The organism is Cytophagales bacterium (assembly GCA_033344775.1).
GTDB lineage: Bacteria > Bacteroidota > Bacteroidia > Cytophagales > Cyclobacteriaceae > JAWPMT01.
Window position 1 is genome coordinate 485,250 of record JAWPMT010000004.1, and the last position, 16,802, is coordinate 502,051.

A 16,802-nucleotide genomic window follows, 5' to 3' on the forward strand; every position below is an offset into this window, starting at 1 on the left:
ATTACTTGTTACTAACTGATTAAAGTTAGTGAAATGATTATTAATTAATTGATACTTACCTTAGAAATAATGATAAGGAAAAGATTGGATTGGGGTGTATTAGACAGGCATAAATATTTAGAATACACGAAGTGAATTGTGATTTAATTAGGTAGAAAACATGTCCAGGGCTTAAGTAATCCTATTGAAATCAGTGCGCTTATATTGCAATTAGTGGTAAAACTGAGGAATTATCTAGTGTAGGTAGTGGAATACACACCTTTGCCCCCGCTTCCGCGGACGGTCTCAAGAGGGGAATTTTTTGTTTATCGCTTCGGTGCGGTAGTCGAAAATTTCTTTGAGTTTATTTCGGATCATGAGGGAATTGGCGATGGCTCCGAGTATTCCAAATGGAGGTGAATAGCTCACGATATCTTTCATCAATACTCCTTGATCCCTTAGTTCGATAAAATGCTGGTGATGCCAAAGTGCATATGGTCCTACTCGTTGTTCATCTACGAAGTATTCCTTGTCTCGTATATGGGTGATCTCCGTGACCCAGGTGGTTCTGATCCCAAAAACCGGAGCTACTTCATAACTTATGATCATCCCTTCATACATTTTCTCGGCTAGGTCTCCGGAAGTGATATCAAAACCCATGTAATCAGGAGTGATCTCTTTGAGGTTGGCAGGCGAGGAAATGAAATCCCAAACTTCATCCATGGTCGCGGGAATGAATTGCTGTTGTTTGAACTGGTAGAAGGCCATGCCTAAAAATAGCGACTGTTCGCCAAAGAAAAAGCCTTCCTCAGTACGAAGAAGGCTTAATCACTTTTATTAAATTATCTATAACCTATCTGCAATTGATAAGTATCAAGCACCTTTTACGGTCTTGATAATTCTGGCAGCGGCTTTGTAAGGATCAGCATTGGAAGCAGGTCTTCTGTCTTCCAACCAACCTTTCCAGCCATTCTCAACGGTCGCTACAGGGATACGGATAGACGCACCTCTATCGGATACGCCGTAGCTGAATTGATCGATGGATTGCGTCTCATGCTGACCGGTCAATCGCTGATCATTATCTGCTCCATAAACAGCAATGTGTTCTGCAACTACTGGCTCGAACGCCTGACAGATCTTGTCGTAAGTCTCTTTATTACCTGCTTCTCTCAATGTAGAGTTGGAGAAGTTGGCATGCATTCCTGATCCATTCCAGTCAGTAGCTCCGAGTGGCTTAGGATGCCAATTGATGGCCAAGCCATATTTCTCAGCAGTTCTTTCCAGGATATACCTGGCCACCCAGATCTGATCTCCAGCTTCAGCTGCTCCTTTGGCAAAAACCTGAAATTCCCACTGGCCGGCTGCTACCTCCGCGTTAATTCCTTCCACATTGATACCTGCTTCCAGACAAAGGTCCAGGTGTTCTTCGATGATCTCGCGACCGTAAGCATTTTTAGCACCTACACTACAGTAGTATGGTCCTTGCGGAGCAGGGTAACCTCCAGCCGGAAAGCCAAGTGGCAAGTCTGTTTGAGGGTCCCACAGGAAATACTCTTGCTCAAAACCGAACCAGAAGTCATTGTCATCGTCATCGATCGTGGCACGACCATTAGATTCATGTGCAGTTCCGTCCGCATTGAGGACTTCTGTCATGATCAAGTAAGCGTCTTTGCGTGCAGGATCGGGGAAAATCGCAACGGGTTTCAACAGACAATCGGAAGAGTTACCTTCTGCCTGTTCGGTAGAACTTCCGTCAAAAGACCACATGGGTGCATCCTCCAACTTACCGCTGAAGTTGGAAAGTATCTTCGTTTTACTTCTCAAACTTTGGGTAGGCTTGTAGCCATCCAACCAAATGTATTCGAGTTTGCTTTTTGCCATTTTTCGGAGCAATTAATTTTTAGTAATCAATTTTCTATCAATTCAACTTATAGCAATGAGTCTCCCCGATAGTGGAGAGACTCAAAACCATTATAATTTTCTTTCTCTTAGAAAGAGTAAACAGCTGCCAACAAGAAAGAAGACAAGGAATTGGCTGTCTCACCTGTTCTTGCGTTGGTGATAACCACATCGTCTTCAGAGAAGCTATCTAATCGCAACTCAGGAATGAATGTCAGGTTTCCAACCGTGTAATTGGCACTTAAGGTAAGGTCAATTACACTTTCCCCTGTAGACAGAACGCCTACACCTTCATCTTGCCAGAACTCTCCTCGAACTCCAAGAGCAAAATCATCAGAGAATGAATTCTGTAAATAAAAGGCGCCACCATAAAAGCTGTCAGAAGCTGATGTAGCATTAACTCCGAGGTAGAAAGCATCAGACAAGTCCCAGCCACCAGTAAGGTCAACCTGGAAAAAGTCATTATCAAACAAGAAGTTCAGGTATGTACCACCGTATCCCAGTTGTGCACCTCCAACATATTCACCTGTAGGATTGAAATCCGTAGCGTCCGTTGGATTAAATACCCCCAACATCATGGTAAAGTCCCCAAATGTGAAGTCAGCCTTCAACCCAGAATGCGAGAATGGTCCGTAAGAGAACATATAACTCGTTGAGTAGTTGAAGTTCCCCGTTGGAGAAATGACTTCATAACCAAGGAAGGTGTTGAAGTTACCAAACGTCAGGGTTACATTATCTGACACATTCCAGTATGCGTACAACTGGTTGACAATATTCAACGGTGCCTCAGAACCAAAAACAGCCTCTGCTCCTCTTGGCCCGAATACCAAGTCAGCTGTGAATCCAACCTTATCGCCTTCATATGAAGCAATGATATTAGCCATCCCTAATGAAAAACCTGGCTGATTAGCGAAAGAAGTTGCCGGAGCCAACGTGTTTCCAATCTCGTTTCCATCTGCATCCATCATGAATTCATCGGGATCGTCACTTGTATTGAAATTGGTTCTAAAATAAGTATCAACGGAACCTGAAATTGAAAAAGACTGCACTTCCTCCTCTTCGTCCTGGGCAACAGCGGCAAATGATACCAGCATCGCCAAGGCCAACATTTTAATGTTTAACTTTGTAAACGTATTCATCTTATTATGTAGTTTGAATGCAGGCCTTCTTGCTTCCGAGCGTCCAACTTTGAACAAGGAGGCCAACTTTATTATTTGAATTTTTGTAAGGTTGGGTGTCGATTCCGACTAGTCTTCCTCAACACCCCATTTTATTTTTCTGATTATTCGACGGTGATGGTATAACCTCTGATACCGTGCTCATGGCTATCCAATCCTTCTTCTTCATGCTCTTCTGTAACCCTGATTCCCATGGTCATTTTAAGTACATAGAAGATGATCATTGCAGCAGCAAAAGCAACCGCACCACAGATCGCTACACCAATCAATTGAGTAAGGAAACTGTGCTCCGGATTTGTTGAGAAAATACCTACAGCCAAAGTGCCCCAGATACCGCAAGTCAAGTGCACAGATACAGCACCTACCACATCATCCAGCTTGAATTTATCCAGTGTGATGGCCGAGAATACAACCAAAACACCTGCAATCAATCCCACTAGTACTGCATACAAAGGAGGAATTACATCTGCACCGGCAGTGATACCTACTAACCCGGCAAGGATACCATTAAGCACCATACCCAGGTCCAATCTGTTGAATACAAATTTAGCAGTGATGAAACCAGCCAGTCCACCTGCACATGCAGCCAGGGAAGTAGTCACCAATACAAAAGAAGTCAATGCAGGATCGGCAGATAATACGGATCCACCATTGAAACCGAACCATCCTAACCAAAGTAAGAATACACCGATAACTGCCAAAGGCACACTTGAACCTGGCTTGTCAACTACTTTACCATCTACATACTTACCTAATCTGGGTCCAAGGACGATGATCCCTGCAAGCGCGCCCCATCCACCAACGGAGTGTACAAGCGTAGAACCTGCAAAATCATAGAATCCCATATCATCAAGGGCTCCACCACCCCATTTCCAGCTTCCGATCAACGGGTAGACAATACCAACGAAAATCACCGTAAATACCAAATATGCAGAAAGCTTGATTCTCTCAGCAACTGCACCTGATACAATGGTAGCTGCCGTTGCAGCAAACATTCCCTGGAAAAGGAAATCAGTCCAGTAAGTATAGCCACCACTAGCATAACCCGTAGTAACGTCTGCTTTGTCTGAAGCAAACCAGAACATGTTCCAGCCGGAACCATCAAAAGCAAACCAACCTGGCGTCTCAAAACCAGGATACATCAGGAAAAAACCTAGTAGTGCATAAGAAACCAGGCCGATAATCGGTGTAAGGGTGTTCTTGAACAAGATATTAACCGTGTTCTTAGATTGCCCAAACCCCGCTTCTACACCCGCAAAGCCAAGGTGCATGATGAATACTAAACCAGTAGCTAACATCATCCATACATTGTTTGCGGTAAATACCGCATCTCCGATTTGGGTGGAATAATCCACAGCTGCTACCGCAACCTCCGCGACACTTGATGTCTCCTCAAGGGCTGGCGAAGTTTCTAACGTACTTACAGAATTCACATTCATGATTTTAGGTAGTGTGATCTCATTTTGATTGTTTCAATCAAAACAGGAATTTTTTAAATTTTTTGATTTAAAACCGCAGCAATGCTATCAACAAAATAATTTTTAAGGCGTTCTGTAAGGAAATATTTAATTCACTTGGGAAATATTTACATAATTTGGAATGAATAGCGATTTCAATTTTAAGACTTTCAAAAAATATGGTTTAATGAACACAAAAAAAGCCGTCTATCTCTGTTAAACGGCTTAATGAAAAATGCAAGTACCTGAAATTCAGTTACATAAATCAATTAAAATATTTTCAATGCTTATTCCTAAATCATAGAATAAAAAATGGTTTTCATTTCAAAAAACATGCTTCCGTACGGGAAAGCGGCATTATTCCCCTTTTTCATACTTTTCCTTGAAGCGATTGAAAAGGACTTGCTGTTTTCCGACCAGCTCCAGTTCCTTTCCCTGAACAAAGGCCATTTCGACTTTACTTGTCCGCATGTCCAATGCATCTCCTTGTGAAACAAATAAGATGGCATCTTTACCCACTTCAAGTGTTCCAGCACGATCACCTATTCCTAAAATCTCAGCAGTATTAGAAGTGATCAATTTCAAAGCCTCTTCTTTTTCCATTCCATAGGCCACTGCAGATCCCGCGAAAAATGGCAGGTTCCTTGAGCTCTGTAAACTCCGATACATCAATCCTACTTTAACCCCAGCGTCAGTCAGAATACCAGGCATCCGGAAATGAAGATCAATGTCTTCGTCATCCCGGTTGGGACGACTATGTACCTCATTAAGTAATACTGGTATATTTTCTTGTACAAGGAGGTCTTTGACATGCCAGGCATCTCGCCCACCGACCAGAACAATCTTTTGCACACCTGTTGCTTTCAAAGAGTTAATGGCTTCTACGATCACAGCAGCATTGTTGGCTTCCACAAACAGCTGCTTTTCGCCCGTGAACAAAGGACGGGTCGCTTCCAGCAAAAGATTCTTCTTCGCTGTAGGCTTTTTATGGTATGATTTTGCATCGCGCAAAAACGTCAACAATTCGGAGACCTGATCCGCATATCGGTCGTTCTTTCTTCTACCCGTTTCGCCTAACCACCACCGAGCACCAAATGACAATGCTGGCCAACTTAAGTGAATGCCGTCATCGGCTCGGTAAGCAGCGTCTTCCCAGTTCCAACCTTCCAACATCATAATGCTGGAAGTCCCTGAAATTCGTCCACCTGTAGGCGTAGATTGAGCCAGCAATATCCCATTGAACCTCAGAGCAGCGATCAATTCTGAATCCGTATTGTATGCGATCAACGATCTTACATGTGGTGTAAACTCACCTACTTCAGCAAAATCCCGGGTGGGGCGTACGGCATTTATATCCACAAGTCCCAGTGTAGATTTAGGCAAGATGAATCCAGGATAAACATGCTTTCCTTCCGCTTCAATGACGCGGTGACCTGACAAGTCCGGGCGCGTGCTGGCATCAGCTACTACCGTCAATTTTCCCTGATCAAAAGCGACCACCGATTGCTCGATGACCTGACCGTTACCCAAATGAGCTGTCGCATTCACAATCGCGATCGGTCCTTCCTGAGGATCAGCGGGCTGTGGCACCTGTGCTTGTACTGTAAATGCCAATAAGGCCAGGAATAGGGTTTTTATGTACTTACTCATGACTATGGGCCTCTTTTAAAAGTTGTAAATCATTTACATCGTCTTCACAATGCCAGGCACGCCTTTCGCGTTTCCTGACAGGCTGGGTCTTACCTCCTTTGTTTTTGACTTTGAGCATTTTATTGATCAGTCTCGTTCGCTCATCAGCAATCGCTTTTCTTCTCGCATTGTCTTGCTCCATACTGTAGTAGATGGAGCCATCCACCATCGTAATTTCAGAGCGCGCATAGATAGAAAGAGGATGATCGTTCCAAAGAACCAGATCCGCGTCCTTGCCTACTTCAATACTCCCCATGCGTTTGTCTAAATGCATGAGTTTAGCTGGATTCAAGGTCACCATCTTCAAAGCTTCGATCTCATCCATACTGCCATATTTGATGGATTTGGCTGCTTCCTGATTCAATCGACGCGCCATTTCTGCATTATCAGAATTGATGGCCGAAACCACGCCCGCCTGACTCATCAGCACCGCATTATAAGGAATCGCTTCTTTCACCTCATATTTATAAGCCCACCAATCAGCAAAAGTCGAACCCCCTGCACCATGCGTAGCCATGATATCCGCCACTTTATATCCTTCCAGGATGTGCGTGAATGTATTGATATTGAAGTCATAGCGTTCTGCCACCTTCATCAGCATATTGATCTCGGACTGAACATAAGAGTGGCAGGAGATGAATCGTTGCTTATTGACAATCTCTAACAAAGTCTCCATTTGCAAATCTCGTCGGGGAGCAGTTGCAGCAGCTTTTGATTTTCTTGGCAATGAATTATAGGTATCCCATTCTCTACCATACTCTACTGCCCGGGTAAACGCATCTTCGAAAACCTGCTCTACGCCCATTCTGGTTTGTGGGAATCGGTTGACCCAATCACTGGAACGGTTGGATTGCTTCACATTTTCTCCCAGTGCAAATTTGATATAGCCATCCGCTCCTTTGATCTTCATTTCTTCAGGACTCAATCCCCAACGGAACTTCACGACCGCAGACTGACCTCCAACCGGATTTGCTGAGCCATGCAGCAACTGTGCGGCCGTGACTCCACCTGCCAATTGCCGATAGATATCAATGTCTTCCGAATCAATGGCATCATTCATCCTCACTTCTGCAACGACTGATTGCGAAGACTCATTCACTCCACTAAGTGCCGCATGTGAATGTTCATCTATAATTCCAGGTGTCAAATGTCTGCCTGTAGCATCTACTACCCTGGCTCCCGGCGCAGACAGGTCTTGCCCTACTTGCTTGATCTTTCCCTCTTCAACCAGCACATCGTAATTATCAAATTTCCCCTCTCCTTCGAGTGTCCACACGGTGGCTCCTTTGAAAAGAATGGTTTCCTGAGTGGGTTTTTCAATCCAGCCATGGGCTACAAAAGGATAGATCATTTCTCCAAATTCAGGAGCGTCCATAGCTTTATCTTTTCTAGACCTGGATTCCTGCGCTTTTGTTCTGGTAGCCGTCCAATTTACGCCCTCACCTGATCCGTCCACACCTGTGCCTTTCCAATCGGTAGCTGTTACTCTCCAGCCAGTCAGGCGTGTCTTGTTGTCAGCCCCATTTGGAACAAATGATAAATTCACTCGTTCACCGGTCACATTGATGCGTACAGTAATGGAGGTGCTATCGTTCACTTCGATTTTGGCAGATAGTTTGTTTTCTTTTTCAGAGACCTCCATTTCGTAGGCCGTCGCTCCTACCCTCAGGTCGTAAGTACCTGCCAGGCCAACAGTTTCTTTTACTTTGATCACAAACTGATCACCTTTGACCCATGTTTCCAGGATATCACCATCTTCAAGTAAGTCACCATCTGCAATGATCAGATTCGCAAACCGACCATTTTTCAATGATCCGAGTTGACCTTCAGCTTTAAGCATTTTGGCAGGGTTTGATGTCATGGCTTTCCAGGCATCTTCCTTTGAAAGTCCATGCTTCACTGCTTTTTTTACGGCTCCCCAGAATTCGGAACTTTTCTTTAGACCAGCATGAGTAAAAGCAAACTGCACGCCACCCTTTGAAAGCATGGCTGCATTGGCAGGTGCCATTTCCCAATGTTTCATTTGAGCGAGGGTGACATCAATGGCCTTGTATGGATCTTCTACATCATAAGCCGCAGGGAAATTCACAGGAAGGATAAAAGAAGCTCCGGTTCTTGCGATCTCATCCAATCGCTGGTATTCATCACCATTTCCTTTAATGATGAATTGCACTCCAAATTCATCTCCCAGATTATCGGCAACTAAAGCTCGGAGCTTATTGGAATTTGCTTCAATGACCTGTGGTAGGTTTCTGCTGGCATTGAAATTGTCCAATGTCTGATTAAAAGCAGGATCAGCTTGAGCAGCATACCACGCACCGTCATAAAATGTCTGGCGGATCAGCGCAACCATACCCATGATAGAATTAGGATAGATCTGCTTTGAAGAACCTCTACGGAATGCATAATGAGCAGCAGCCTTGTCGTTAATGATTACCTCGTTAACTGGATCATCGGCGAGGAGGGACAATACAGAAGTGCCCCTCAAAACACCATCTGGTCGGTAACTCATCACTGCACCGACGCCATTCTTTCTCATTTCTGCTGCAGCTTTGCTATCTAATTTAAATTCAGAAATGGCATTGTAGTGCGCCTGATTGTGCTCATTCCAGCTATTGGCAGTCCCAACTTCGGAAACATATTGTGGTGTTTCTCCGGATCTTCTTCTCTGACTCTTGACAGCTGGTAAGCCATAATTGGTATATGGATCAACAATGCCCGGGTAAATGAACTTTCCTTCCATATCGAAGGTGGTCGTCCCTGCGGGAATGGATACCTCTGCCCCAGTTGCAACCACTTTTCCCGATTCGATCAGGAGGGTGGCATTTTCAAGTTTGGTTGTGGCATCCACCATGATGGTCGCGTTGGTGAATGCATAGGAGGTTGGCCTTTTATCGGGTGTATCATTGCTCAGGAAGGTCTCCTGTGCGATGAGACTACTCGCGATCACGCAAAAAGCCAGCGTGAAAAAAAATCTCATAAGTAGTACTAGGTTAAATGATCATATGACCAAGTTAACCAAGTCGGTAATGATTGGTTTTACCGTTTAAAGAATAGGTAGAAAATTCTTGGACCATTCTTGAGGAGCCTCACTTCGAGAACCTCAGTGTGGCTCAGGGTAATGATCTATCCTTCGGACAGCTTCATACATTGAATTAAAACCAATATTTGATCGATAAGCTGATCAGTACCATCAACACAAATGAAGCCACAAGCATCAGCATGTACTGACGATTGGCGCTCACGTCCATATCATCTGAAGCTGTTTCTGCTTCGGTAGAAGTCTCTTTCATCACCATCGCAGCCAATAAAGCCACTCCTAAAGTGACTACTGCTCCCACCAAATTCCACCAGAACCAGAACAGGTTATCACCGACGACTAGCCACAAGAAGATGTTCACTCCAACACCCAGTACCAGTCCTATGTTCATCGCTCGGGCTTTGATGAATTTCAACCCTACCGCCGCAATAAAGGTGGCTAGTATCGGACCATAGAATACTGAACCAATCTTATTGATGGCCTCAATGACCGTATCGGCAATGTCACCCGCAAAGAAGGCCAGCACAATACAAACTACCCCCCAAAACAGAGAGGCTCCTTTAGAATATCGGGCATATAGTTCGTCAGACACTTCTTTGTTCCCAACCAGAATATCCTCCGTGGTTACTGCACTCAACGAATTGATGGCTGAACTCAAAGAAGACATGGCTGCAGAGAGTATAGCTACGATCAATAAACCAATGATCCCGTGCGGCAAGTAATCCCTGATGAAAATAGGAATCATCAAATCCACCTGATCAGAAGGGATCTTAGCCAGGAATTCCGGAGTAGTCAATACGTAGGTACCGATCACCAATCCCATCAGGCAATACAACAATGTAATAGGGAAACGGATCAGCCCATTGAATAATAAGGTTTTTTGGACCGTCTTGAAGTCTTTGGCACTTAATAAGCGCTGTACTTGTGACTGGTCAGTTCCATAATAAGAAGCATACAAACAAAACCCTCCGAAAACCATGGGTAGGAACCCAAAGCCTCCATCTCCTCCAATGCCCAGCACTTCAAAATTTACTGCATTCAATCGCGATGCATCTACATTTGCCGTCAACTCCGACCAACCTCCCAGGTAGCTCCAGCCAGCCACCATGCATATACCAATTCCTATGAGAAGAATGATCATTTGGATCATGTCTCCATAGACCACTGCTTTCATTCCTCCCTGATAGGAATAGATCAAAGTGATCACTCCAATAACCAGGATTGTTTGCCAAAATGGGATATCCAAAATACTCATGAGGATGAGAGCCACGGCATATACCATAACCGCCGTTCCAAAAGAGCGACTGATCTGAAAAACAGCGCTGATCAATAACCGGGTGGATCGGTCAAATCGGCGTTGCAAATACTCATAGATACTCACTACACCGGCCTTGTACAATCTTGGCAAAAGGAACAGCGATAAGAATATCATGGCAAGAGGAACGCCAAATTCAAAACTCAACCACTGCATACCGCCGTTTTCTCTCAATCCCACAAATGCAGGTGCTGAAATGAAACTGATGGCTGAAAGCTGTGTAGCCATAACGGACAAACCAAGAGGTAACCAGCCGAAAGAGCGCCCACCCAGAAAGTATTCGGATTTACTACTTTGACCTTTGAACAGATTTCCAAGAAACAAGAATCCAACGGAATATGCTACGACAATCACGTAATCAAGCCAATTCATAGGTAAGGGTTAGGTGTAGGAATCATTGAATACCTGAAATTAATGGATCAAGGCTAAAATCCGGGAAGGGATCTTAATTTTCCAAACATCCAGGTTGAGGGTCATCTATTTTCAGATCAACAGTCTACAAAACTATTTCTTTTAAGAATTTCCCTTCACCATCTTTAAAAAGAGGGATTAGTCGCGTTTTGAAGACTTTTACTCGTACACTTTCAACTTTTCACCTAAAGAAAGGCTGTTGTCCTGCTTATCATTGAGTTGCTTCAGCTCATCCAGGGTCATGTTGTACTCCCTGGCGATTTTATATAAGGTATCGCCAGCTTTCACTTCATGAATAGTCGTTTTTCTTTTATCCGACACAGGTGTTTCGATTTTTTCCTCTGCTTTCGAAGCATTGCCTTCAACTTTTAATTCCTGACCGATGGACAATACGGCATCTGCCTCCAGATTATTCAATTCCAATAGCTCGTCAACTTTGAGTCCATACTGTCTTGCAATCCCATAAAAGCTTTCACCTGCCACCACTTTATGGGTGGTGGTTTCACGCTTAACCGGCATCGGAATGGGTTCTGGTTGCTTTTCCTCTTGCGCAGGAGTACCTGTTACCATTAATTCCTGACCAATAGAAAGTACCGCGTTTGAATTCATACCATTCAATTCCAAAAGCTCATCGACTTTGAGACCGTACTGCCGTGCAATCCCGTAAAAACTTTCACCCGCTTTCACGATATGTATGGAAGCTCCCTTTTCCACTGGTTCCGGACCAGTTTCATTTGCTTCTACTTCTTTAGTATCGGAATCATTTTCGGTAGCATTTGCAAACACCTTCAGCTCCTGCCCGACAGAAAGGACGTCTGCATCTGTCAAGTCATTCAATTTCAACAAATCGTTGACGTTCATTTCGTACTTAGTCGCAATGGCAAAAATGGTTTCTCCGCCTCGAACAATATGCGTTTTGGTCGGTCTCTCCTTTTTTATGGGAGTTTCCTTGATTTCAGCAGATACACGCTTTACGCCATCGATCAACAATTTCTGTCCGACGCTTAAAGCTGTCCCTTCTTTTAAATTGTTCCAATTCAAAATCTCTGCTACCGTAACGCCATACGCTTTTGCAATTCGCCAAAACGTCTCTCCTGTCTGTACGATATGCGTATTGAGAGGTGGCTCCTCTTCCTCAATCTCTGGTTCAGGTTTTGGCTCTACTTCTTCTACCTTCTCCTGCTGAACCGGCTTGACTTCTTCCGCTTCCGGAGGATTCTTCGCAATTGTCTTCTTGGTATAAAACTCTGTCGGTTTTTCAACCAGAGGGGGCAATTCCTGATATTCGACTTCAACGTTGGATGGTCTATTGACACTTAACCAAAGTACTCTACCCGGCTTAGGAACGTCTCGAATGGTCATCCGGTTCTTTTTCATCAAGGCACTTAATCTCATTCCCAGTTTCTGGGAAACATCCCACATGGACTCTCCACGATCCACCGTGTAGAAGCCCATAGAAGATTTTTTCTTTTTCTTTTTGATGAAATATATGTCTCCTGCCTTCACTTGTGGCCGGCTACCCAGGTCATTGAATTTCAGGAATTTCTTCTCCTTTAATCCGGATCGCACCAGAATGGATTCGTAATCATCTGAACTACTCGCCAATATGGCTTTCACCCCATTGATGCGGATTACTCCAGCTTGTTCTCCTACAAAGCTTGCAACTTTACCTTTCGGATAAACCACCTCTGCTTTTGGTTGAGATTTAGCAGGGGTCTCAATTTTTGCTTTCTTTCTTTCAATGAGGTCTGAGTTTTCCGCCAGTTTCCTTGCTTTGCGATTACCACGTTGTACGGGAACTATAACAACATATCTCCTGTCCCCGGGAATACGTCCATGTATTAACCACTTATTGTAAGCTTTCAGCTTTTCAACATCCACATCAAACTCTTTTGCAATCTTCGCCAGATCCTTTCCTGCTCCGTTTTTGTATTCAAGCAGTTCCAGGCCTTTGGAATTCTCATAATCAAGCTCATCCTGAAAGGCAATTTTATGAGCAATGAATCGCTTGAGGTACCAATGCGTCTTTTTGGTAATTGTCATTTTCTTGGCACCCTTGTCTTTAGGAGAAAGGTATTTTTGAATTCCCGCAAGGCCAGTCATATGGGAATTGATCGAATTGGCCCAGTTATCCAATTTCTTTTGATGCGTCTTAAAATATTTAGCAGCTCCTCTGGTTGAAGCATGGATGTTTTTTCGCTCATCGACCTTGTTGTCCACCCGCATGCCCACCTCCCGGGCCGTGAAATCCTTAAACTGCCAATAACCAACTGCTTTAGAAGTAGATACCGCATCAGGAATAAATGAACTCTCCTGAATGGCCAGGTACTTGATGTCATTCGGAATTCCCTCCTCCTTAAGGATACGCTCGACTAATGGCATATATAACACCACTCGATCCAGTTTGATCTTGAAAAACTTTTCGCTGGAACGGAGCATATTCACATCCTTCTGAATATCCTTTTTCGCCCCTTCAGTAATGGTTACTTTAATGTCCGCGATTTGAATTTTTGAAGGTACTTGCGGTATGTTCTGAGTATGACCTCCTAGTGCCACAAGGAAAAAAGCGAGGAAAAGCAGTCGTTTTGTTCTTAGCATTTTCTAACAATCATGATTCCATCCCTGAGTGGGAACAACACATTCTCTACTCTCGAATCGGCCTGAACCTCCTTATTAAAGAGTTTCAAAGCTTCGGTATCTTCATCAAGCACTTTTTCATCCAGCACTTTTCCACTCCACAGCACATTGTCGGCGATGATATAGCCCCCTGGCTGAACCTGATCAAAAACCATTTGATAGTAATTGAGGTAATTGGTTTTATCCGCATCCAGGAAAACCACATCCCAGGGTTGATCTAATGTTGGTACAATTTCCATGGCATTGCCTACTAAAAAGTCAATTTGTGACTGATATGCAGAGGCCTCAAAATAACCTTTGACACGATCTTCCAACTCTTCGTTCTTATCGATAGTGACCAGTTTGCCATTAGCAGCTAATCCTTCTGCCATGCATAACGCGGAATATCCGGTGTAAGTACCGATCTCCAGGATAAATTTAGGCTGGATCATCTTCATGAGCATGCTCAACACCCTTCCTTGCAGGTGTCCGCTGATCATTCGAGGCATTAATACATGGAGGTGGGTTTCCCGTTCGATCCGATTTAGCAATTCGGATGCAGACCCAGTATGTCGCTGGACATAGGAATTCAGGTCCTGGGATAAAAAATCCATAGGTTACAAAGTTAGAGAAGCCCCAATTGACTGAGTCACCTCTGATCAAAAATCTTGAATTTTTATTCCGGCTCTTATTTAAAGCTGTTTTTTACTTCTAGGGCTCCGGCTCGTAAATCAGAGAATTCATTTCCTCGGGAAAAATATCCTGGGCTATCTCCAGCAATTGCTCGGCTTCTATCTCTTCAATCTGATGAAAGACGTCATTCAAGGACGGGATACGTTCCATGTCCAGCAGGCTTTTGGCCATCATCAACATCGTGGCATTGTTGTTCTCTTCCGACATGGCCAAAAAGCCTTTGATCTGTTGCTTGGCTTTGTCCAATTGTGTAGCGCTCATCTTTGCTGACCGTAGCAGATCCAACTCCTTATTGACCAACTTCACGCTCTTTTTGTAATTGCGGGGATCTGTAGCGAAAAATATCGAAAACAATCCAGTATCGGAATAAGATGAATAGTTGGCCTCAACGTGATAGACCAACCCATTTTTTTCCCTCAAAGACATGTTCAGTCTGGAATTCATGTAGGGTCCTCCTAAGATATTCGTCAACATGAACAAAGGAACTCTTCTGGAGTCACTAATTGGATAGGCATGATTACCCAATGCCACATGAATCTGCGAAATGGGTCGTTTGACCAGCTTTTGCTGTGCAGCTAGAGGTTTAAAACAATCCCGATCCTTTGTATGATTCTTGTAAGGAATCTCTGTCAGGTATTTTTTGACCAATTTATTGAGTTGCTGTTCTTTAAAGTTCCCGACTGTCGAAACCACAATTTTGGTTGTATTCAGGTTCCGATCAATGAACTTCCTGAAGTCATCCTGCCCGAATTTCGAAACCGTGTCTTCTGTGCCCAGGATGTTTCGTCCCAAGGCATGTTCTGGAAATACGATCTCATCCAGGTCATCCTGAATGGAATCTTCCGGTGTATCGCGATACATAGACATCTCTTCCAGAATCACCATCCTTTCGCGATCGATCTGCTTTTCAGGAAAAGTTGACTTAAAGACTATGTCAACCAATAGTTCCAGTGCCCGATCAAGGTGTTCTGTGAGCACGGTAGCGTAGAAACAGATCTTTTCCTTGGTCGTGTAGGCATTCAATTCCCCACCTACCGATTCCAGCCGATTGATGATATGAAATGAATTTCTCTTTTCCGTGCCTTTAAAAGCCATATGCTCCCAAAAATGAGCGATACCCTGCTCCTCAGGCAACTCATCCCTACTACCAATATCCAGCATGATACCTATATGTGCCACTTTCGTGTGTGTGATTTCACGATGGACCACCCGGATGCCATTCTCAAGCTCTGTCAAGCCATAATCGTTCATAGGCCGGCAAATTTAGACCAAGGAGTCATCATGGACATTGCTTTTTGTCAAAGGATATTCGGTAGTTTCGTGATTACTTAACGCCAGGGTACTACATGGAAATTGGTTTTGACGCAAAAAGGTTATTCAACAACTCCTCAGGGTTGGGCAATTACAGCCGCACCCTCGTCAGAAATCTACAGCGTTATTATCCAGAACATCATTATCATTTATATGCGACAAAAACACCGGTCAATGATAACACCGTGGACTTTCACCAACCCATCTTCCAAAAACATAGCCCTCACTTGATCAAACCATTTTGGAGGTCGCACACCATCACGAAGGATCTTAAAAAAGATGGCATCCAAATTTTTCATGGTCTGAGCCATCAATTACCTAGAGGTATTCATCATACAGGAATCAAATCAGTCGTCACCATCCATGACCTGATCCATAAAATCTTTCCTGAAACGTATTCATCTATTGACCGAACGGTTTACGAACAGCGCTTGAAATATGCCCTGAAATATGCTGACCATATTGTAGCCATCAGTTCACACACACGTCTCGATTTACTGAAGTACTTCAATCTGGATGAAGAACGAGTCAGTGTGGTGTATCAGGCTTGTGATCCTCTGTTTTATAATGAGGAAAAACTTCCGAAACCCACGAACTTAAACTTACCCGATGAATACCTATTATATGTGGGTGCCATTGCTACCCGAAAAAATCTATTGAATTTGATCACAGCCTATGCACAAGTCAAGGACATCACACCTTTGGTTTTGCTAGGTCGAGGCACTAAAAATTACAAGACCCAATTACTGAATGAAGCCCGGCGACTGAAAATCCTTGATCAATTGATTTTCCTTGAAAACATTGACTCCACAAAAGAACTCAAATGCATCTACCAACATAGCAAGGCCTTTTTGTACCCAAGCTGGTATGAAGGATTTGGGATTCCAATAGTAGAAGCAGCCTTGTGTAAGATTCCTATCTTAACTTCAGACACGTCTTCTCTACCGGAAGCTGCTGGGCCAGGTGCCGTTTTAGTGAATCCATTCGATGTGGAACGTCTGGTCATCGGGTTAAAAAAGGTTTTGGATACGGATCAGGCTACAGTCGAAATGAATTACGCCTATGCCCTGCATCACTTTGATCCTGAAAAATGCACGGGTAACTTGATGAAAGTGTATGATTCGATTTAGCTAATAATTGTGCTGCTGTTTTCAATAAAAATAATACAGAGGAAATTTATAATGATTATCCATTGTCATTGACTTAAGGAAAAA

At 43.7% G+C, this 16,802-nt stretch carries 11 protein-coding genes; 1 reads left to right on the forward strand and 10 read right to left on the reverse strand.

Annotation, left to right across the window (positions count from 1 at the left end):
* Positions 1-285 precede the first annotated feature (285 nt).
* The 10 genes from R8G66_10835 to R8G66_10880 form a co-directional block, all read right to left on the reverse strand.
* Entirely contained in the window at positions 286-747 is a 462-nt protein-coding gene (locus tag R8G66_10835; protein ID MDW3192855.1) for an SRPBCC family protein, read from the reverse strand.
* A 105-nt stretch (positions 748-852) separates the two neighbouring features.
* Positions 853-1,860 (reverse strand): glutamine synthetase beta-grasp domain-containing protein, encoded by a 1,008-nt coding sequence (locus tag R8G66_10840; GenBank protein MDW3192856.1) that lies wholly within the window; start codon positions 1,858-1,860, stop codon positions 853-855.
* Between the two features lie 107 nt (positions 1,861-1,967).
* Positions 1,968-3,017 (reverse strand): outer membrane beta-barrel protein, encoded by a 1,050-nt coding sequence (locus tag R8G66_10845; protein MDW3192857.1) that lies wholly within the window; start codon positions 3,015-3,017, stop codon positions 1,968-1,970.
* 143 nt (positions 3,018-3,160) lie between these two features.
* Positions 3,161-4,495: an ammonium transporter gene (locus R8G66_10850; protein ID MDW3192858.1), complete on the reverse strand. Its 1,335-nt coding sequence runs from the start codon at positions 4,493-4,495 to the stop codon at positions 3,161-3,163.
* Positions 4,496-4,870: 375 nt separating this feature from the next.
* Positions 4,871-6,163 carry an amidohydrolase family protein gene (locus R8G66_10855; protein ID MDW3192859.1) on the reverse strand — a complete coding sequence of 431 codons (1,293 nt, stop codon included), beginning with the start codon at positions 6,161-6,163 and terminating at the stop codon, positions 4,871-4,873.
* Complete coding sequence (locus tag R8G66_10860) at positions 6,156-9,182, reverse strand: amidohydrolase family protein (GenBank protein MDW3192860.1); 3,027 nt, start codon at positions 9,180-9,182, stop codon at positions 6,156-6,158. The genes R8G66_10855 and R8G66_10860 overlap by 8 nt, the downstream gene beginning before the upstream one ends.
* A 175-nt stretch (positions 9,183-9,357) precedes the next feature.
* Positions 9,358-10,929, reverse strand: coding sequence for a sodium/solute symporter (locus tag R8G66_10865; protein MDW3192861.1), 1,572 nt, complete (start codon positions 10,927-10,929; stop codon positions 9,358-9,360).
* Between the two features lie 198 nt (positions 10,930-11,127).
* Positions 11,128-13,566 carry a LysM peptidoglycan-binding domain-containing protein gene (locus R8G66_10870; GenBank protein ID MDW3192862.1) on the reverse strand — a complete coding sequence of 813 codons (2,439 nt, stop codon included), beginning with the start codon at positions 13,564-13,566 and terminating at the stop codon, positions 11,128-11,130.
* Positions 13,560-14,198 carry an O-methyltransferase gene (locus R8G66_10875; GenBank protein ID MDW3192863.1) on the reverse strand — a complete coding sequence of 213 codons (639 nt, stop codon included), beginning with the start codon at positions 14,196-14,198 and terminating at the stop codon, positions 13,560-13,562. The genes R8G66_10870 and R8G66_10875 overlap by 7 nt, the downstream gene beginning before the upstream one ends.
* Before the next feature lie 97 nt (positions 14,199-14,295).
* Positions 14,296-15,528, reverse strand: coding sequence for a pitrilysin family protein (locus tag R8G66_10880; GenBank protein MDW3192864.1), 1,233 nt, complete (start codon positions 15,526-15,528; stop codon positions 14,296-14,298).
* A gap of 95 nt (positions 15,529-15,623) precedes the next feature.
* Between R8G66_10880 and R8G66_10885 the strand changes: the two genes are divergently transcribed.
* Positions 15,624-16,718 carry a glycosyltransferase family 1 protein gene (locus R8G66_10885; protein ID MDW3192865.1) on the forward strand — a complete coding sequence of 365 codons (1,095 nt, stop codon included), beginning with the start codon at positions 15,624-15,626 and terminating at the stop codon, positions 16,716-16,718.
* Positions 16,719-16,802: the final 84 nt, after the last annotated feature.